The sequence below is a fragment of the Cupriavidus sp. 2TAF22 genome (assembly GCF_052115045.1).
Taxonomy (GTDB): Bacteria; Pseudomonadota; Gammaproteobacteria; order Burkholderiales; family Burkholderiaceae; genus Cupriavidus.
The window spans coordinates 29,407-47,675 of record NZ_JBFRFX010000012.1 but is presented as its reverse complement, the minus strand read 5'-3'; the positions used below and the strand labels follow the sequence as shown (position 1 = coordinate 47,675).

At 67.7% G+C, this 18,269-nt stretch carries 17 protein-coding genes and 1 pseudogene; 4 read left to right on the top strand and 14 right to left on the bottom strand.

The features are described from left to right. The first annotated feature begins 55 nt into the window (after nucleotides 1–55). Together otnI and denD are read left to right on the top strand one after the other, a co-directional pair. Nucleotides 56–838: a 2-oxo-tetronate isomerase gene (otnI, locus tag AB4Z48_RS15855; RefSeq protein ID WP_441615519.1), complete on the top strand. Its 783-nt coding sequence runs from the start codon at nucleotides 56–58 to the stop codon at nucleotides 836–838. Nucleotides 839–914: 76 nt separating this feature from the next. Further along, on the top strand, nucleotides 915–1,901 hold the full coding sequence (gene denD, locus AB4Z48_RS15850; protein ID WP_441615517.1) for a D-erythronate dehydrogenase: 987 nt from the start codon (nucleotides 915–917) through the stop codon (nucleotides 1,899–1,901). A gap of 99 nt (nucleotides 1,902–2,000) precedes the next feature. Here denD and AB4Z48_RS15845 read toward each other — a convergent pair whose 3' ends face one another. The 3 genes from AB4Z48_RS15845 to AB4Z48_RS15835 all read right to left on the bottom strand — a co-directional run bounded on the left by AB4Z48_RS15845 (nucleotide 2,001) and on the right by AB4Z48_RS15835 (nucleotide 4,762). Beyond that, a complete protein-coding gene (locus AB4Z48_RS15845; protein WP_441615515.1) occupies nucleotides 2,001–2,438 on the bottom strand; it encodes a YbgC/FadM family acyl-CoA thioesterase in 438 nt (145 codons plus the stop codon). A gap of 125 nt (nucleotides 2,439–2,563) precedes the next feature. After that, entirely contained in the window at nucleotides 2,564–3,550 is a 987-nt protein-coding gene (locus AB4Z48_RS15840) for a tripartite tricarboxylate transporter substrate-binding protein (RefSeq protein ID WP_441615513.1), read from the bottom strand. 183 nt (nucleotides 3,551–3,733) lie between these two features. Further along, nucleotides 3,734–4,762, bottom strand: a complete 1,029-nt coding sequence (locus AB4Z48_RS15835) for an alpha/beta hydrolase (protein WP_441615511.1) — start codon at nucleotides 4,760–4,762, stop codon at nucleotides 3,734–3,736. A 232-nt stretch (nucleotides 4,763–4,994) separates the two neighbouring features. Between AB4Z48_RS15835 and AB4Z48_RS15830 the strand changes: the two genes are divergently transcribed. Further along, on the top strand, nucleotides 4,995–6,143 hold the full coding sequence (locus AB4Z48_RS15830; protein ID WP_441615510.1) for an iron-containing alcohol dehydrogenase: 1,149 nt from the start codon (nucleotides 4,995–4,997) through the stop codon (nucleotides 6,141–6,143). Between the two features lie 100 nt (nucleotides 6,144–6,243). Next, complete coding sequence (locus tag AB4Z48_RS15825) at nucleotides 6,244–6,765, top strand: O-acetyl-ADP-ribose deacetylase (RefSeq protein WP_441615508.1); 522 nt, start codon at nucleotides 6,244–6,246, stop codon at nucleotides 6,763–6,765. 41 nt (nucleotides 6,766–6,806) lie between these two features. Here the strand turns inward: AB4Z48_RS15825 and AB4Z48_RS15820 are convergent, their stop codons facing one another. The 11 genes and pseudogenes from AB4Z48_RS15820 to AB4Z48_RS15770 form a co-directional block, all read right to left on the bottom strand. Then, on the bottom strand, nucleotides 6,807–7,514 hold the full coding sequence (locus tag AB4Z48_RS15820) for an aspartate/glutamate racemase family protein (RefSeq protein ID WP_441615506.1): 708 nt from the start codon (nucleotides 7,512–7,514) through the stop codon (nucleotides 6,807–6,809). A 131-nt stretch (nucleotides 7,515–7,645) separates the two neighbouring features. Continuing rightward, nucleotides 7,646–8,566, bottom strand: a complete 921-nt coding sequence (locus tag AB4Z48_RS15815; protein ID WP_441615504.1) for an alpha/beta fold hydrolase — start codon at nucleotides 8,564–8,566, stop codon at nucleotides 7,646–7,648. Between the two features lie 106 nt (nucleotides 8,567–8,672). Then, nucleotides 8,673–9,575 (bottom strand): SDR family oxidoreductase, encoded by a 903-nt coding sequence (locus tag AB4Z48_RS15810; protein ID WP_441615502.1) that lies wholly within the window; start codon nucleotides 9,573–9,575, stop codon nucleotides 8,673–8,675. A gap of 70 nt (nucleotides 9,576–9,645) precedes the next feature. Next, a complete protein-coding gene (locus tag AB4Z48_RS15805) occupies nucleotides 9,646–10,587 on the bottom strand; it encodes a glutathione S-transferase family protein (RefSeq protein ID WP_441615500.1) in 942 nt (313 codons plus the stop codon). Nucleotides 10,588–10,666: 79 nt separating this feature from the next. Continuing rightward, nucleotides 10,667–11,487 (bottom strand): annotated as a pseudogene (locus tag AB4Z48_RS15800) (SDR family oxidoreductase). A gap of 4 nt (nucleotides 11,488–11,491) precedes the next feature. After that, complete coding sequence (locus tag AB4Z48_RS15795) at nucleotides 11,492–12,346, bottom strand: class II aldolase/adducin family protein (RefSeq protein WP_441615498.1); 855 nt, start codon at nucleotides 12,344–12,346, stop codon at nucleotides 11,492–11,494. 71 nt (nucleotides 12,347–12,417) lie between these two features. Beyond that, nucleotides 12,418–13,428, bottom strand: a complete 1,011-nt coding sequence (locus AB4Z48_RS15790) for an NADP-dependent oxidoreductase (RefSeq protein ID WP_441615496.1) — start codon at nucleotides 13,426–13,428, stop codon at nucleotides 12,418–12,420. Nucleotides 13,429–13,518: 90 nt separating this feature from the next. After that, nucleotides 13,519–14,826, bottom strand: coding sequence for a serine hydrolase domain-containing protein (locus AB4Z48_RS15785; RefSeq protein WP_441615734.1), 1,308 nt, complete (start codon nucleotides 14,824–14,826; stop codon nucleotides 13,519–13,521). A 188-nt stretch (nucleotides 14,827–15,014) separates the two neighbouring features. Then, nucleotides 15,015–15,458: a PaaI family thioesterase gene (locus tag AB4Z48_RS15780; protein ID WP_441615494.1), complete on the bottom strand. Its 444-nt coding sequence runs from the start codon at nucleotides 15,456–15,458 to the stop codon at nucleotides 15,015–15,017. Between the two features lie 93 nt (nucleotides 15,459–15,551). Next, nucleotides 15,552–16,334 (bottom strand): SDR family oxidoreductase, encoded by a 783-nt coding sequence (locus AB4Z48_RS15775; RefSeq protein WP_441615492.1) that lies wholly within the window; start codon nucleotides 16,332–16,334, stop codon nucleotides 15,552–15,554. A gap of 73 nt (nucleotides 16,335–16,407) precedes the next feature. Then, nucleotides 16,408–18,258, bottom strand: coding sequence for an acyl-CoA dehydrogenase (locus AB4Z48_RS15770; protein WP_441615490.1), 1,851 nt, complete (start codon nucleotides 18,256–18,258; stop codon nucleotides 16,408–16,410). Between the last annotated feature and the right edge of the window lie 11 nt (nucleotides 18,259–18,269).

The window sequence follows — 18,269 nt, the reverse complement described above, 5'->3', positions numbered from 1 at the left end:
TCGCCACCAAGACAAGCACGACGAGACAACAACGCAATCTCTCCTGGAGTACCGCATGCCGCGCTTTGCCGCCAACCTCTCGATGATGTACACCGAGCACGCCTTCCTGGACCGCTTCGCCGCCGCCGCGGCGGACGGCTTCAAGGCCGTGGAGTACCTGTTCCCGTACGAGCACGCCGCCGCCGAGATCCGCGCGCGCCTGGATGCCAACGGGCTGGCGCAGGCGCTGTTCAACGCGCCGCCGGGCGACTGGAACGCCGGCGAGCGCGGCATGGCCGCCCTGCCCGGGCGCGAGGCCGAGTTCCGCGAGACCGTGGCCCGCGCGCTGCAATACGCTGCCGTGATCGGCAATGACAAGATCCACGTGATGGCCGGGCTGGTGCCCGCCGGCGCGGACCTCGCGCGCCATCGCGCCTGCTACCTGGAGAACCTGGCGTATGCCGCGCGCGCCGCCGCCGCGCAGGGCGTGACCGTGCTGATCGAGCCGATCAACGGGCGCGACATGCCTGGCTATTTCCTCAGCCGCCAGGACGACGGCCAGGCCATCTGCCGCGAAGTCGGCGCGGCCAACCTGAAGGTGCAGTTCGACTGCTATCACTGCCAGATCGTGGAAGGCGACCTCGCCGTCAAGCTCAAGCGCGACTTCGCCGGCATCGGCCATATCCAGATCGCCGGCGTGCCCGAGCGGCACGAACCGGACCTGGGCGAGCTGAACTATCCCTACCTGTTCGAGGTGATCGACAGCCTGGGCTACGACGGCTGGATCGGCTGCGAATACCGCCCGCGCGCCGGCACCTCGGCCGGGCTGGGCTGGCTCAAGCCCTACCTCAAGGGCTGAACGCTTCAAGGCGTCAAGCAAATCAAGCAAATCAAGCAACGCATGCCGCCCCCGGCGGCATAACCGGAAGACAAAGATGCACGTACTGATCACCGGCGGCGCGGGCTTTCTCGGCCTGCAGCTCGCCCGCCTGCTGCTCAAGCGCGGCTCCCTGGACATCGGCGGCAAGCCCGTCGCCATCGAAGGCCTGACGCTGCTCGACGTGGTCGCGCCGCCTCCGCTCGACGACGCGCGCGTGCGCGTGGTCACCGGCGACCTGTCGGACTCCGCCGTGCTGGCGCAGGCCATCGACGCCCGCACCGGCGCCGTGTTCCACCTCGCGGCCGTGGTCAGCGGCCAGGCCGAGGCGGATTTCGAACTCGGCATGCGCGTCAACCTGGATGCCGCCCGCGCGCTGCTGGAAACCTGCCGCGCGCTGCACCAGCAGCACGGCCACCGCCCGCGCGTGGTGTTCACCAGCTCGGTCGCGGTGTACGGCGGCACCCTGCCCGCCGTGGTACAGGACGATACCGCCCTCAACCCGCAATCGTCCTACGGCGCGCAGAAGGCCATCGGCGAACTGCTGCTGTCCGACTACAGCCGGCGCGGCTTTGTCGACGGCCGCGTGCTGCGCCTGCCCACCATCAGCGTGCGTCCGGGCAAGCCCAACGCCGCGGCCTCGTCGTTCGCCAGCGGCATCATCCGCGAGCCGCTCGCCGGCGAAGCCGCCAACTGCCCCGTCGCGCCGGATACGCCGCTGTGGCTGCTGTCCCCGCGCGGCGCCATCGCGGCGCTCGTGCGCGGCATGGAACTCGACGGCGAGGCCTTCGGCGAACGCCGTACCGTCAACCTGCCCGGACTGTCGGTCACGCCCAGGCAGATGGTGGCGGCGCTGCGGGAAGTGGCCGGCGATTTCGTCGCCGACCGCGTGACCTGGGAGCGCGATGCGCGCATCGAGAACATCGTCGGCACCTGGCCGGCGGCCTGGAATACGGCGCGGGCGCTGGCGCTTGGCTTTGTCGGCGACGACAGGTTCGAGTCGGTGATCCGCGGCTATATGGAGGATGCCGGGATCGCGGCGTGACCCCGTGAAACAGTCGGCTTCGCGGCATCAGCTTTGCGGCATCAGGTGCGCCGCGAAGCTGCCTTGCCGCCTTGCCACGGAAGCCGCGCCGGGCGCTGCTCAGCCCTCCGGCGTCACCACCTCGTAGCTCAGGATCTTCTCCCGCACCGCGCCCGGGACGGGTGTCGACTTGCGGCTCTCGGGATCGGCGCACACATAGACGATCTCGCCGGTGATCAGGTGCTCGTCGCCCCTGTACATCTCCACCCGGAACAGCATGCTCGAGCGCCCCATGCGGGCAATCCGGCCGCGGATGTCCAGCACATCGTCGAAGCGCGCCGAAGCGTGGTACTCCAGCGTCGACTTGACCACGAAGATATCCACGCCATGCGCGTGCAGCACGTCCTCGGGATAACGGATGCCCACGTCGCGCCAATACTCGGTCACGCAGATATCGCAGTAAGTCAGGTAGTGGGCATTGAAGACGATCGATTGCGGATCGACCTCGGCCCAGCGCACGCGCAGCGGCATGCTGTGGCGGAATTGTTCCTTGGCCATGCGGCTTGTCTCCTGGCGGCCGCGCAGCGGCCTGGGCCAAAGCGGGGCCTGGATGGTAAAGCGGCGCCGGCCCATGACGGGCCGGCGCCGTGAGGCTGCGGGCGCGGCAGCGCCCCAGTCGTCGATTATTGCGGCTTGTTCAGGCCCAGCTTGTCGATGATGGCCTTTTCCTTCTTCACCGTCTCGGCGGCGAAGCGGGCGTACTGCTCGCTGTTCATGTAGTACGGCTCCATGTCGAACTTGGCCAGCGACTCGCGGTAGTTCGGCATCTCCATGGCCTTCTTGAAGGCGTCATGCAGCTTCTTGACGATAGCCGGGTCGGTGCCCTTGGGCGCCACGATGCCGAACGGCGAAGTCTGCACGATGCCGATGCCCAGTTCCTTGAGCGTCGGTACGTTGGGGAAGCGCGCCGAGCGCTTCTCGCCCCAGGTCGACAGCAGGCGCAGCTTGCCGGACTCCACATACGGCGCCCAGGCCGGGGTATCGGCCACCGACATCACGTGGCCGCCCAGCAGGGCCTGCATCGATTCCGAGTTGCCCTTGTACGGGATATGCGAGAACTGCACGTTCTGCTTCATGGCGAGTTCTTCCATGGTCAGGTGCAGCGTGGTCATCGAGCCCGGCGAGCCGTAGGTGAGCTTGCCCGGATTGGCGCGCGCGTAAGCGATGTATTCCTGCATCGTCTTGATCGGCGAATCCACCGGTACCACCAGGCCGAACGAATAGCCGGCCAGGTTGATCACGTAGCTCAGGTCCTTGACCGGATCCCAGTTGATCTTGGTGGTGTACGGCAGGCGGTAGACGGGCATGGCGACCTGCGCCAGCGTGTAGCCGTCCGGCTGGGTCGATTGCATCAGCTGGGCCGGCAGCACGCCACCCGCGCCAGGCTTGTTCTCGATGATCACCGGCTGGCCGAGGATCTTGGAAGCGTTTTCCGCCAGCACGCGGAACGGCAGGTCGGTCGAGCCGCCGGCGGTATAGCCGATGATCAGGCGCACCGGCCGTTGCGGGAATTTGTCCGCCTGTGCCTGGGCGGGCGCGCTGGCCAGGCCCAGGGATGCCGCGGTGGCGGCGAGCACGCCCGCATGGGCGAGGAATTGGCGGCGTTGCATGAGTCTCTGTCTCCTATTGCTACGGTTGCTACTGTTGCTGTTGCTATTGCTATTGCTTCTTCTGCTTCTGCTTCTGCTTCTGCATCTACTTCTGATTCAAGCGATACGCCTGGGGCCCTGCGGGTGAAGCCGGGCCATCGGGTTTTGCGGCCGCGTCCTGATGGCTGCCAGCGGCAGCCCTGCTCAAGCGTGGCCGAAAGCGGTACGCAAGGCAGCGACGGCATCCGCGTGGGCGCCCGCCACCGCCGGGACGAAACGTCCCAGCTTGAAGAAATCATGGATCATGCCCGGGTAGTCGGCCAGTACCGCCGGCACGCCCGCGGCACGCAGCTTGGCCGCGTAGGCCACGCCTTCATCGTGCAGCGGGTCATAGCCGGCCACGGCGATCCAGGCCGGGCAGCAGCCTTGCACATCGGCGCCGCAGCCGCCGCCATCGAGCGGGGCGAAGCGCCAGTCGTCGCGGCTGGCCTCGTTATCGAGGTACTGCGAGAAAAACCACTGGATCATCGGACCGGTCAGCAAGTAACCCTCGGCCAGCGCACGGTGCGAAGGCGTGTCCTGACGCGCACTGGTGCCGGGGTAGACCAGCATCTGCAGCACGGGCGCCAGGCCAAGGTCGCGCGCGTGCACGGCGCAGGCCGCGGCAAGCGTGCCGCCTGCGCTGTCGCCGCCCAATGCGATGCGGGCGGGGTCGGCGCCAAGGCGGGCGGCTTCGTGGAAAACCCACTGCATGACGTCGAACGCGTCGTTGGCCGCATAGGGAAACTTCCACACCGGACCGAGCCGGTAGTCCACCGACAGCACCATGCAGTCGCCGTGCGCGCAAAGCAGGCGGCACAGCGGGTCGTGCGAATTGACGCTGCCAACCGTAAAGCCACCGCCGTGGAAGTACAGCAGCAGCGGCAGCGGCTCGGCCCAGCTGGCCGCGCGCGGCGCGTACAGGCGCGCGGGGATCTCATAGCCATCGCGCGCCGGCACCGTCAGGTTTTCCACGCTGTGCACCGGCAGCGGCGCGATATCCATGATGGGCGCGCTCTTCTCGTACGCGGTCTTGGCGTCGATCGGGTCCAGCTCATGGATGCTGGGCCGCTTGACTCGCCCGATCAGCTCCAGCAGCGCCGCCACCTGCGGATCGAGCGCAGCCGAAGGCATGCCGGGCATGGCAGGCGCAAGCTGGGCGGACCCGGTTGGCGAGGCAGGAGCAGCGGTCATAGGCGGTCAGTCCAGGGTTGGCAGACTTCCGGCGCGAGCCGGAGGTCGGAATCCGGGCGATGCGACCCGCCCGGGTTCGAATTGTGAACGATCGTTCGATTTTAGTATGATTCCAGATGTTTCGGCAGCAAAGCAATGGAAATTTCCCCGGGGCTGGTCAGCCCGGCACGTTTTGCGCGATCATCGACCATCGTCAAACAATAAGACATCCTCACCGACGGAGACAGCATAGATGGCCTTCATTTATTACCTGACCCACATCCACCTGGACTTCGGCACCATCGGCCAGCTCAAGGCAGAGTGCGAGCGCATCGGCATCCGCCGCCCGCTGCTGGTGACCGACAAGGGCGTGGTTGCCGCCGGCGTGGCGCAACAGGCCATCGATGCGCTGGGCGGCCTGCCCCATGCCGTGTTCGACGAAACGCCTTCCAACCCGACCGAAGCCATGGTCAAGAAGGCCGCGGCCCTTTACCGCGAAGGCGGCTGCGACGGCCTGGTGGCGGTGGGCGGCGGCTCGTCCATCGACCTGGCCAAGGGCATCGCCATCCTGGCCACTCACCCCGGCGAGCTGACCACCTACGCCACCATCGAAGGCGGCAGCGCGAAGATCACCGAGAAGGCCGCGCCGCTGATCGCCGTGCCCACCACCTCCGGCACCGGCAGCGAAGTGGCGCGTGGCGCCATCATCATCCTGGAAGACGGGCGCAAGCTCGGCTTCCACTCCTGGCACCTGTTGCCGAAATCCGCCATCTGCGACCCCGGCCTCACGCTGGGCCTGCCCGCGGGCCTGACCGCGGCCACCGGCATGGACGCCATCGCGCATTGCGTGGAGACCTTCCTCGCCCCCGCCTTCAACCCACCCGCCGACGGCATCGCGCTGGATGGCCTGGAACGCGGCTGGAAGCATATCGAGCGCGCCACGCGCGACGGCCAGGACCGCGACGCGCGCCTGAACATGATGAGCGCCTCGATGCAGGGCGCGATGGCCTTCCAGAAGGGACTGGGCTGCGTGCATTCGCTGTCGCATCCGCTCGGCGGCCTCAAGATCGACGGCAGGACCGGCCTGCACCACGGCACGCTCAACGCCGTGGTGATGCCCGCGGTGCTGCGCTTCAACGCCGACGCGCCCGGCGTGGTGCGCGACAATCGCTACGCCCGCCTGCGCCACGCCATGGGCCTGCCCGAGGGCGCCGACCTGGCCCGGGCCGTGCACGACATGACCGCCCGCCTCGGCCTGCCCACCGGGCTGCGCCAGATGGGCGTCACCGAGGACATGTTCGACAAGGTGATCTCCGGCGCGCTGCTGGATCATTGCCACAAGACCAACCCGAAAGAGGCCAGCGCGGCGGACTACCGGCGTATGCTGGAGGAATCCATGTAAGTAGGGCGGCGGGCCGGCCAGCCAGGCGTGCAGGACCGCCGTGAAGATCCAGTTTCATCCAGGTTCATTCAGCTTCATCCCACCAGCACGGAGAGAAGTTATGACAGGGGAACACCTGCAGGTCTTGCACGGAGACATCACCCGCATGGAGGTTGACGCCATCGTCAACGCCGCCAACAGTGGCCTGCTCGGCGGGGGAGGCGTCGATGGCGCCATCCATGGCGCCGGCGGGCCAGCCATCATGGCTGCCTGCCGCGGCATCCGGGAAACCAAGGGCGGCTGTCCCACCGGACAGGCGGTCATCACCACCGGCGGCCTGTTGCCCGCGCCCTATGTGATCCACGCGGTCGGCCCGGTCTGGGAAGGTGGCGACAACAACGAGGATGCCCTCCTCGCCAGTGCCTACCAGTCCAGCGTGGCGCTGGCCGCCCAGCACAAGCTGCGCACCATCGCCTTTCCCAATATCAGCACCGGCATCTACGGCTTCCCGCGCGAGCGCGCCGTCGACATCGCCATCGACGCGGTGCGCAAGGCGCTGGCCTCTGCGCCCAGCATCGAGCAAGTCAGTTTTGTCTGCTTCGATGATGAGAACTACAGGCTCTACCGGCAGCGCCTGAGCTGAAGCCGGCCGCCCTGCGCGCGCGGCCATGCGCGCGCAGGCGGCTATGCAGCCACCACTCCCTCCAACGCCCGGCTCACCGCCGCCTGCGCATGCAGCGCGGTGGTGTCGAACACCGGCAGCGGCACGTCGTCCTGGCCGATCAGCAGCGCGATCTCGGTACAGCCGAGGATCACGCCGCCAGCGCCCTGCGCGCGCAGGCCGTCGATGACGCGCTTGTACGCCTCGCGCGAGGCTTCGCGCACCACGCCGTGGCAGAGCTCGTCGTAGATGATGCCGTGCACCAGCGCGCGCTCCTCCCGGCCGGGTACCACCGCCTCGATGCCGTGCTTCTCCAGCATGCGGCCGCGGTAGAAGTCCTGTTCCATGGTGAAGGCGGTGCCGAGCAGGCCCACACGCATGATGCCGGCATCGCGCAGCGCTTGCGCGGTGGGGTCGACGATGTGGAGAAAGGGAATGTCGAGGGCCGCTTCGATGGCGGGTGCAACGCGGTGCATGGTGTTGGTGCAGAGCACCACGAAATCCGCGCCGGCGGCCTGTACCTGCAGCGCAGCTTCCTGCATGCCCTCGGCAAGCTCGTCCCAGCGTTCGGCATGCTGGAGCGCCTTGACCTGCTCGAAACTGACCGTGACCATGACGCTGCGCGCGTTGTGGTGGCCGCCGAGGCGCCGTTTCATGTCCTGGTTGATCAGCCGGTAGTACTCGGCCGAGGACTCCCAGCTCATGCCGCCGATCAGTCCGATGGTTTTCATCTTGCCCTTCCCTGCGCACCCGGCGCTGTCCGAATCGGGCCACTGTAGCAGGCGGCGGCGCCCCGCCCCATGCACAGTGGCCGGCATTGCGGCCGGGCCAGCGCTGCCAGGCCGGCCCGGCCGCCCGGCGCTCAGGGCAAGGCGCTGCGGATCAGCAGGTTGATGCGCTCTGGCTGCTCGTGCACCACCCAGTGGGTGCCGTCGGGGATACGTTCGAGCCGCATGTCCGGCACGAACTGCTCGAGCCCGTCCAGCAGGCTCTTGGGCAGCGCGGTATCGCGCTCGCCCCAGATCACCATCGTGGGCACCCGCACCGTGAAGGCGGCCGGATCCAGCTTGGAGATATCGGGCGGCGTTTCGCCAGGGCCCGGCGGATGCATGGGCGAGGCGCGATAGTAGTTGACGCCGCCGGTCAGCGAGTGCGATCCGGCCGCGCCCGGCTGCGACCAGGCCGCGTGGTATTTTTCGCGGGTTTCGCCGCTGAACCAGGGCGCCGGCTGCTTGCCCTGCCCGTGCAGGAAGCTCTCCAGCCTGGCGAAGCCGTCCGCGGCCAGCGCCTCTTCCGAGCCCGGCTGGCGCAGCCAGTTCATATAGGCCGATGCGGCCTGCTGCTCCGGATTGCCGACCAGCGCCTTGGCGAACAGATAGGGATGCGGCGAATTGATGATGACCAGCCGCTCGACCAGTTGCGGGAACTGGATGGCCAGGTTCCAGCAGATCGCCCCGCCCCAGTCATGCGCCACCACCACGCAACGCGAATAGCCCAGCGCGTTGACCAGTTGCACCAGGTCCTCGACGATGTGGCGTGGCCGGTAAGCCTCCACCTCGGCCGGCTTGCTGGACAGGTTGAAGCCGCGCAGGTCCGGCGCCACCGCGAAATGGGTCTTGCCGAATTCGGCGAGCTGGGCTTCCCACTCGAACCAGAATTCCGGGAAGCCGTGCACGAACAGCACCAGCGGCTTGCCCCGCTCGCCCGCGCTGGCGTAATGCAGGCGCGTGCCGTTGGGCAGGGTGGCGAACTGCAGGTGACGAATGACTGCAGGTTTGGTCATGGATTCCTCCCTTGCCGCGATGGACGATTGTCTGTGACTGCCGCGCCGGAAGCGGATGCCCGCCGCCGGCGCTCCAAAGGATAGCCTCGCTGCGTTGCCGCCCCGGTTACCCGCGCAGCGCCGCCACCAGCCCCGCGCGCACCTCTGGCTTGTCGCTGAACGGGTCGCTGGGGTTGCGCTGGTTGATGATATCTTCGAAACGCTGCTGCACGGGAGCCAGTTGCTGCGGATGCGAGTAGATATAGAAGCCATTGTCGCGGATCGCGTCGAAGGTGATCTGCGCCACTTCCGCAGCCGTCACCTTGCCCGAGCTGACCGCCTTGTCCGACATGGCCTGCGAGACCAGCTGCGAGCGCGTGAGCGGGCCCTCGTTGGCCAGGTCCGCCGGGCGGTTGCGGCCCGACTTGGTGATGCCGGTCGGCACGAAATACGGGCACAGCACCGAGCAATGGACCTGCTCGCTGACCAGGCTCAGGTCCTGGTACAGCGATTCCGACAACGAGACGACCGCGTGCTTGGACACGTTGTACACGCCCATCGCCGGCGGGCTGAGCAGCCCGGCCATCGAGGCGGTATTGACGATATGGCCTTCGAACGAAGGATCCTTCTCTGCCGCGGCCAGCATCAGCGGCGTGAAGATGCGCACGCCGTGGATGACGCCATAGAGATTGACGCCCAGCACCCACTCCCAGTCGCGCTCGGAGTTTTCCCACATCAGGCCGCCCGCGCCCACGCCCGCGTTGTTGAACAGCAGGTTGACCTGTCCGAAGGCGGTCATCGCGGCATCGGCCAGCGCCTGCACCTGTTCGGCCTTCGACACATCCACGCGCACGCCGATCACCTGCACGCCCTGGGCCTTGAACTCGGCGACCGTGGCGTCCAGCACGTCCTCCTGCACATCGGCCAGCACCAGCTTCATGCCGAGCCCGGCACCGATCCTGGCGAACTCCTTGCCGAAACCGGATGCGCCGCCAGTGATCACTGCCACTTTGCCCTGGAATTGCTTCATGTTGTCTGCCTCTCGTTGATACGTTGTCGTATTGGCATTGCTGCGATGCCTTCCCTGTGCGCCGCCGGCCTTAGCCGGCCCGCCTGACTTCGTAACCCTGCCGCGGGAAATGCACGTTGACCGCGCCGGCGCGCGGGTCCTGGCGCCGCAGCACGGCACGCTGCGCGTCCAGCGCCACCAGCACGCCCGCCACGGGATCGCGCGCGTAGTCGGTCGGTGTCACGGTGACCGCTTCGCCGGCCTCGAAGCCTGAGCCCGCGGACACGCTGCCGGGCTGCGCCACGGGATCGGCATGCTGCGCCACGTCCAGCGCCGCGCCGCTGTCGATCACGCGCACCTTGCCGTGGCCGAAGGCCTGCATGCGGGCATACCAGGCCTGCACGGCCGGATACGCGTCGAGCAGCCTGGCCAGCTCGCTGGCGCGGCGGATAAACCAGACGTTGTGGTAGAGCGAGAAGTCCGCCACCGACAGCGCCGGCCCCGCCACGTGGGCCACGCCTGCCTTGAACTGCTGCTCGAGGCGGCCGAAGGTCTCGTGCAGCAGCGCGATGGCCTCGGACAGCGGCATGCGCAGGCCGTTGCCGTCGCCGCGCATGGCCTTGCGGTCCGCCGTGAATGCCTGGATCTGCGCGGGCGTGAGATGGCCAAGCATGCTTTGCGCGCCGGCCGGCTGGAACAGGTAGGTGACGGCGACGGTAAACAGCGCCGTGTCGAGCCAGTGCGCGGCGATGCGCGCCGCGGCCGCCTGCCCGGCGGGATAGAGCGCCGGCGCCGGCGCCGGCGCCGCGGCGTCGATCACCTCGCAGATCAGCGCGGAGTCGCAATAGATGTCGGCGCCGACCTGCAGGATCGGCGTGCGGCGGTAACCGCCGGTGAGCGCCACCACATCGGGCTTGGGCAGGATCGGCGGGATTTCCACCGCCTGCCAGTCCAGGCCCTTGGCACCCATCAGCAGGCGTACTTTTTCGGAGAACGGCGAGGTTGCGTACTGGTGGAGGATGAAGTCTGCCATGTTGTCGGTGATCGCCCCGTGTTTGTCTTGCCGTGGTTGCCTGTGATTGCCTGCGCGCAAGGGCGCCGGCGGTTGCCCGTCAGCGCCCTGCCTGCTTCAGCGCCTTGAGCGCCATGTTTTCCACCAGCGCCGGCGCGAGCAGGCGCAGCCAGAGGCCGAAGCGGCCCTTGGCGGTCATCACCAGTTCGCGCTTGCGCGCGGCCATGGCGCGCAGCATCTGGTGCGCGCACTCCTGCGCGCTCATGGCGCCGTCCTCGCGCAGGCGGCTTTCGCCGAGCGCGCGCCCATCGGGGCCGAAGCCGTTGATGCGCGTGTCGGTCGCCACCACGCCGGGGAAGACCACGCATACGTCCACGCCGGTGCCGCGCAGTTCCGCGCGCAGCGCCTCGCAGAAGCCGGCCAGCGCGAACTTGCTGGCCGAATACGCGGTGCGGCCCGGCACGCCGATCTTGCCGGCGAGACTGGACACCGCCACCATCAAGCCACCGCGCGCGCGCAGGTGCGGCAGCGCCTCGCGCGTGCACCACATGGCACCGAAGTAGTTCACGCGCATGACCTGCTCGTAGTACCCGAAATCCGACACCTGCTCGAAATACCCATGGGCGGACACGCCGGCATTGTTGACCAGCACGTCCAGCCCGCCGAAATGCCCGACCACGTCGGCCACCAGGTGCCGGCGGCCGCTTCGTCCGACACATCGACGCGCCAGACCGCCGCCTCGGCGGCCGGGCACTGGCGGCGGATGCGCTCGGCCAGGGCGTCGAGCATGTCCACGCGGCGTGCCGCCAGGGCCAGCCGCGCGCCCTGCCGCGCCAGCAGCATGGCCAGCTCCGCGCCGATGCCGTCCGAGGCGCCGGTAATCAGCACCACCTTTCCCGTGAAGGATGCGAGGGCGGCCATGGTCTCAGTCCAGCAGGTCGGGCTGTTCCTTCACGATGCGGGCGTACAGCGGCTGGAACTGGAACCAGCCAGCCTGCGCCGTGCCGACGATCGAATACGCCTGGCGCGCCGCGGCGTCCGAGATCATCTTCAGCGGCGCATTGGTGCGCGCGGCGGCGGCTTCGGCCAGCAACTGCACCTGGCACGAGCGTTCCATGGTGATGAACCACCACGCGGCCTCGTCCACCGTCTTGCCCACGGTCAGCAGGCCGTGGTTCTGCAGGATGGCCGCCTTGTTGGCGCCGAGCGCATTGGCGATGCGCTGGCCTTCGTCCAGCTCCACCACCACGCCGCCGAATTCGTCGTAGACCGCGTGGTCGCCATAGAAGGCGCACACGTCCTGGGTCAGCGGATCGAGCGGGCGCCCCAGCGTGGACCAGGCGCGGCCGTGCGTGCTGTGCGAATGCGCGGCGGCCACGGCGTCCTCGCGGGTCTGGTGCACGCGCGAATGGATGGCGAAGGCCGCGGCATTGACCGGGTAGTCGCCCTCCACCACATTGCCGTGGTGATCGCAGCGGATCAGGTTGGACACCTTGACCTGGCTGAAATGCACGCCGAAGGGATTGACCCAGAAGGTGTCGGTGAACTCGGGGTCGCGCGCGGTGATATGGCCCGCGACGCCTTCGTCGAAGCCGAACTTCGAGAACAGGCGGAATGCCGCCGCCAGCCGCTGCTTGCGGTGCAGGCGTTCCTCGGCCGGGGTGTCGAACTTCGGCGGGCGCGGGAGCACACGGTACTTGGCCTTGACCTCTTCGGACAGGCCGGCGGCCATGTCGTCCGGGTTGTCTTGCGGCATGGTGTTTTCTGCCGGGGCATTCATGGGGAGTCTCCTTTTTTTGTTTGGCGGCCGGACCGGGCCATGCCCGGGACGGCCGAAGGCACCTTGCCGGCTTACACCAGCTTGACCAGCTGCTTGCCGAAATTCTTGCCCTTGAGCAGGCCCATGAAGGCCTCGGGCGCGCTGGCCAGCCCCTGCGCCACGCTTTCACGGAACTTGAGCTTGCCCTGCGCCACGGCGGCGCCCAGTTCCTGCAATGCCTGCGGCCACACGTCCATGTGCTCGGACACGATAAAGCCTTCCACGGTCAGGCGCGATACCAGGATCAGCTGCGGGTTCTTCAGCGGCATCGGCTGGCCGTCGTAGCCGGCGATCATGCCGCAGACCGCGATGCGGCCGAAGGCGTTCATGCGGGCCAGCACGGTGTCGAGGATCTCGCCGCCCACGTTCTCGAAGTAGCCGTCCACGCCATCCGGCGTGGCTTCCTTGAACATGGTGTACAGCTCCTTGCTGTCCTTGGCGGCTTTGTAGTCGATGCAGGCATCGAAGCCCAGTTCATTCACCACGTAGTCGCACTTGTCCTTGCCGCCGGCGAAGCCCACCACGCGGCAGCCCTTGAGCTTGGCGAGCTGGCCCACCACGCTGCCGACCGCGCCGGACGCGGCGCTGACCGCCACGGTCTGGCCAGCCTTGGGCGCGATGATCTTGTTCAGGCCATACCAGGCCGTCACGCCCGGCATGCCGACCGAACCCAGGTAGGCCGACAGCGGGATATGGGTGGTATCGACCTTCTGGATGCCGGTGCCGTCGCTCACGCCGAGTTCCTGCCAGCCGAGCATGCCGACCACCTTGTCGCCCACGGCGTACCTGGCGTTCTTCGACGCCACGATCTCGCCCACGGTGCCGCCGATCATGACTTCGCCCAGCGGCTGCGGCGTGGCGTAGGACTTGCTGTCGTTCATGCGCCCGCGCATATACGGATCGAGCGACAGGTAGTGGTTGCGCACCAGGACCTGGCCTTCGGCCAGTTCGGGCACCGGCGCTTCTTCCAGCCGGAAATTGTCGGGCGTGACCGCGCCGGTGGGGCGCGAGGCCAGGACGATACGCTTGAAGGTGTTCGACATTTTGGCTTCCTTACGGTGAAATGGACAAGGACACGCGTCCTTTGTCGTTCGTTGTTCTGGTGGACCGTCGCTACGCAGTTGCCGGACGGCTTACTTCATCAATGCCAGCGCCAGGGCCCGGTACGCGCGATGCGTGACAGGATCGTTGGCGCCGTTGGCGGCAATCGGGTGCGAGGCGTAGCGCACGATGGTGAGTTCCGCCCTGGGATCGACATAGATGCGCTGGCCGTGGATGCCGCGCGCCTCGAACACGCCGTGGTCGTCGTTCGAGACCCACCACATCGAGCGGTAGCTCCAGCCTGGCAAGGTGGCATAGCCGGCCTTGGCGAACTTGGCCGGGTCACCGCCGCCGCGGATATCGGCCACGACCTGCGCCGGGATGATCTGCTGGCCGTTGAAGCGGCCGTTGTTGCGCATGGTCTCGCCGAAGCGAGCCAGGTCGCGCAGCGTGGTGTTGAGCCCGCCGCCGCCGGATTCGCTGCCGACGCTGTCGACCATGAAGTAGGCATCGTTCTCGGCGCCCATCTTCTGCCACACCCGCTCGGACAGCAGCCTGGCCAGCGGCTGCCCGGACACGCGCTTGACGATCCACGCCAGGACTTCGGCATTGACGGTCTTGTAGGCGAAGGCCTGGTCGTGCTCGCCTTCCTTCTTCAGCGTGGCGAGGAACTCATAGAACGTCCCGGGGCCGCGATAGCCCGGCTCGCGCGGCATCATGCCGCCGGCGCGGCTGTAGTCCCAGATCTCGGCCTTGGGGTCGGCATAGTTCTCCGAGTACTTCACCCCCACGGTCATGTCCATCACCTCGCGCACGGTGGCGTCGCCGTAGGCGGTGCCCGCCATCTCCGGCAGGTAGCGCGTGACGGGCGCGGCGGGATCGAGCTTGCCGTCGGCCACCAGCATCGCCGCCAGCGTGCCGACGAAGGACTTGGTCACCGACATGGCGATGTGCGGCGTATGGTCGTCTAGCGCACCGAAATACTTCTCGTAGACGACGCGGCCCTTGTGCATCACCAGGATGCCGTCGGTGTAGGTCAGCCCCAGCATGTCGGCGAAGGTGCGCCGCGTGCCGTCGGCATCGGTGAAGGGCGTGCCGCCGATGTCGCGCTCGGCGCGCGGCAGGGCCGACGCGGGACCGCGCCCGTGCCAGACCGCCGCGGTCGGCACCAGCTCGCGAATATGCGAGAAGCTCCAGCGTGTGCGCGGGAAGCCATTGCTGGCGGGAGCGAAGCTGATGACCTTGTCCGGCACCGGCGGAAAGCCCTGCATCCAGCCCGCGGTGACGGGATCGGTGGCGGCGGCATCCGGGAACACCGGCACGGCCTGCGCCACCGGAGCGGCGACCGGCGCGCCGGCCGCGGGAACAGGGGCATTCTGGGCTTGGGCCGGCTGGTACATGGCAAGGGCTCCTGCGCCGCACGCGGCGAGTACGGTCAGTCTCAGGCGCCGCGCGGCGGCGATCCGTTCAAACAGCATCTTGTCTCCGTTTTTTTGGTTTTATAGCTGCTGCGTGCCGGCTTTTCCCACCGGTCTTGACATCCTCTGCTCACCCCTCCGAAGGTTCGGGCATCACAGGCAATGCGGACTCAGCCGTCAGCGCCGCTGTCCGATGCGCCGGCGGACGCGCGCTGCGGCGGCACGCGCTTGACGTACTTGAACGTGCCCGATCCGCGCGATACGGTCTTGCCGTCCTCGTCGACGATCTCCGCCTCGCAGAACGCCATGGTGCTGGTGCGGTGCACGCACACGCCGCGCGCGCGCAGCCTGCCCCGGCCCGGTGCCATGAAGCTGGTCTTCATCTCGATGGTCACCAGGCCACGGCCCTCGGTGTCGGCGCCGCGCCCGGCAATGGCCATCGCCACGTCGAGCAGCGTCATCAGCACGCCGCCGTGGGCCATGTCCCAGCTGTTCTGGTGCCGTTCTTCGAGCGCCAGCTCGATTTCGCTGCCTTCCTTGTCCATGCGGTTGCACAGCACGCCGAGCGAGGCGAGGAAGGGAATCTTGAGGGGAAAGCCGTTGGTGTCGGTCATGGTTCGTTAGTGATGCGTGAAACGATATCGGTCTGCGGGCGGCATGCAAACGCAAGCAGCATGCCCGCCGCTCCGACCGAATTAAAGCATGGCTCAGACCGCGCTCACGCCACCGTCCACGGCCAGTACCTGCCCCGTGATGTGCTTGCCGGCCGCGCTGGCGAACAGCAGCGCGGCGCCCTTCAGGTCTTCGTCGTCGCCCAGGCGGTGCAGCGGCACGCCGGCGCACATGGCGTCCACGCCCATGCGGTCCAGCGAACCCTGCGTCATCTTGGAGGGGAAGAAGCCCGGCGCCAGCGCGTTGACCGTGATGTTGTGCTCGCCCCACTCGGCGGCCAGCGTGCGCGTGAAGTTGATCACCGCGCCCTTGGAGGTGTTGTAGGCGATGGTTTCCATCGATCCCGGCGGGTTGCCCGCCAGCCCGGCGATGGAGGCCACGTTGATGATGCGGCCATAGCGGCGCGGGATCATCGAGAGCTTGCCGATGCGCTGCGAGAGCAGGAACACGCCGCGGATATTGAGGTTCATGACCTTGTCCCAGGCCTCTACCGGGTGATCTTCGGCAGGCGCGCCCCAGGTGGCGCCGGCGTTGTTGACAAGGATGTCCACATGGCCGAGCTTGGCCAGCGCCTCGTCGGCAAGGCGGGCGATATCCGCATCGCGCGCGCCGTCGGCGGCGATCCATTCGGCGTCGATGCCGCGCGCCTTGAGGTGGGCCTGGGCCGATTGCAGCTCGTCGGCCTTGCGCGCCGACAGGACCAGGCGCGCGCCCTGCTCGCCGAGCGCCTCGGCGATCTGCAGGCCGAGCCCGCGCGAGCCGCCGGTGATCAGCGCAGTCTTGCCCTTGAGGTCGAACAGTTGCTGGATGGTGTTCATGGTGTCTCCCGATCTGGAATTGCGCGCGCCCGGGCAGGCGCGCACTGGTGTTGTCGTGTGGGCCGCCGGATCCTCAGAACCAGGCGTCTTGCATATCGAGCGTAGTGCGGTCCAGCGAGGCCAGCAGGTCGAGCTGCGGCCCGATCTTGGGCAGCTCCCAGCGGAAGAAGTATGCCGCCGCTGCCAGCTTGCCGCGATAGAAGTCCTCGTCGTCGCCGGCCGGGGCGCCCTTGAGCGCAGCCTGCGCCAGCAGCGCCTGTTCCAGCCAGATCCATGCCACCACCGCGTGGCCGAAGGCTTCCAGGTAGACCGAGGCGTTGGCCAGGGTCACCTTGGCATCCCCCGCCGCCCACAGCAATTGCGTGACTTCCGCCACGCGCTTGACGGCAGCACCGAGCGCGCGGGCGTGGCTGCCGAGCGCGGCGTCGCCGCTGGCCAGCGCCCGGCCGATGGTGGCCTGGATTTCCTCGCCGAGCGCCTTGAATGCCGCGCCGTCCTTCATCACCACCTTGCGGCCCAGCAGGTCCAGCCCCTGGATACCGTGGGTGCCTTCGTGGATCGGGTTGAGACGGTTGTCGCGGTAGAACTGCTCGACGTTGTACTCGCGCGTGTAGCCATAACCACCGTGCACCTGGATCGCCAGGTTGTTGGCTTCCAGGCACCATTGCGACGGCCAGCTCTTGGCGATCGGGGTGAGGATGTCCAGCAGCAGCGCCAGTCGTTCATGCGCGGCGCCCTCGGCGGCACGCTCCTGGTCCACCAGCTGCGCGCAATACAGGTTGAGCGCCAGCCCGCCTTCCACATAGCTCTTCTGCGCCAGCAGCATGCGGCGGATGTCGGCATGCTCCACCAGCCGCACCTGCGGGCTGGCCGGATCCTTGCCGCCGGGACCGATGGGCCGGCCCTGCGGGCGGTTGCGCGCATAGTCCACCGCGTGCAGGTAGCCGGTATAGCCCAGCATCACCGCGCCGAGGCCCACGCCGATGCGCGCCTCGTTCATCATGTGGAACATGCAGGCCAGGCCCTTGTGCGGCTCGCCCACCAGGTAGCCGATGGCGCCGGCCTTGCCGCCCGGCTGGTACTTCATGCCCTCGCCGAAGTTCAGCAGGCAGTTGGTGGTGCCGCGGTAGCCCATCTTGTGGTTCAGGCCGGCCAGCACCACGTCGTTGTGCTCGCCCAGGCTGCCGTCGGCGTTGACCAGGTACTTCGGCACGATGAACAGCGAAATGCCCTTCACGCCCGGGATCAGCTTGCCGTCCGGGCCGGGGATCTTGGCCAGCACGAGGTGCACGATATTCTCGGAGAGCTCGTGCTCGCCGGCCGAGATCCACATCTTGTTGCCGCGCAGGCGGTATTGCTGGCCCAGCGGCGATTCGCCTTCATGGTCGGCGCGCGTCGTGATGTCCGACAGCGACGAGCCGGCCTGCGGCTCGGACAGGCACATGGTGCCGAAGAAGCGCCCTTCCATCTCCGGCTTGACGAAGGTTTCCACCTGCGCCGGCGTGCCGTGCGTGAGCAGCAGGTTGGCGTTGCCGATGGTCAGGAACGGGTACGAGCTGGTGCCGACGTTGGCGCCCTTGAAGTAGGCAAAGCCCGCCTTCTCGACCACCACCGGCAGCTGCATGCCGCCGATCTCGTAGTCCTGCCCGGCAGCCATCAGCCCGGCCTCGCAGAATGCCTTCAGCGCGGTCTTGACCTCGGGGATGATGGTGACGGTCTCGCCATCGAAATGCGGCTCGTGCTGGTCGTTCTTCTTGTTGTGCGGCGCGAACAGGTCGGTGGCGATCTTCTCGCAGGTATCGAGCGCGGCGTCGAAGGTCTCGCGGGAATGGTCGGCGTAGCGCGGGATGCGGGCCAGCTCCTCGACCTTGAGCCACTCGTACAGCATGAAATTCAGGTCACGGCGGGAAAGGATCAGCGACATGGCAGGAAATG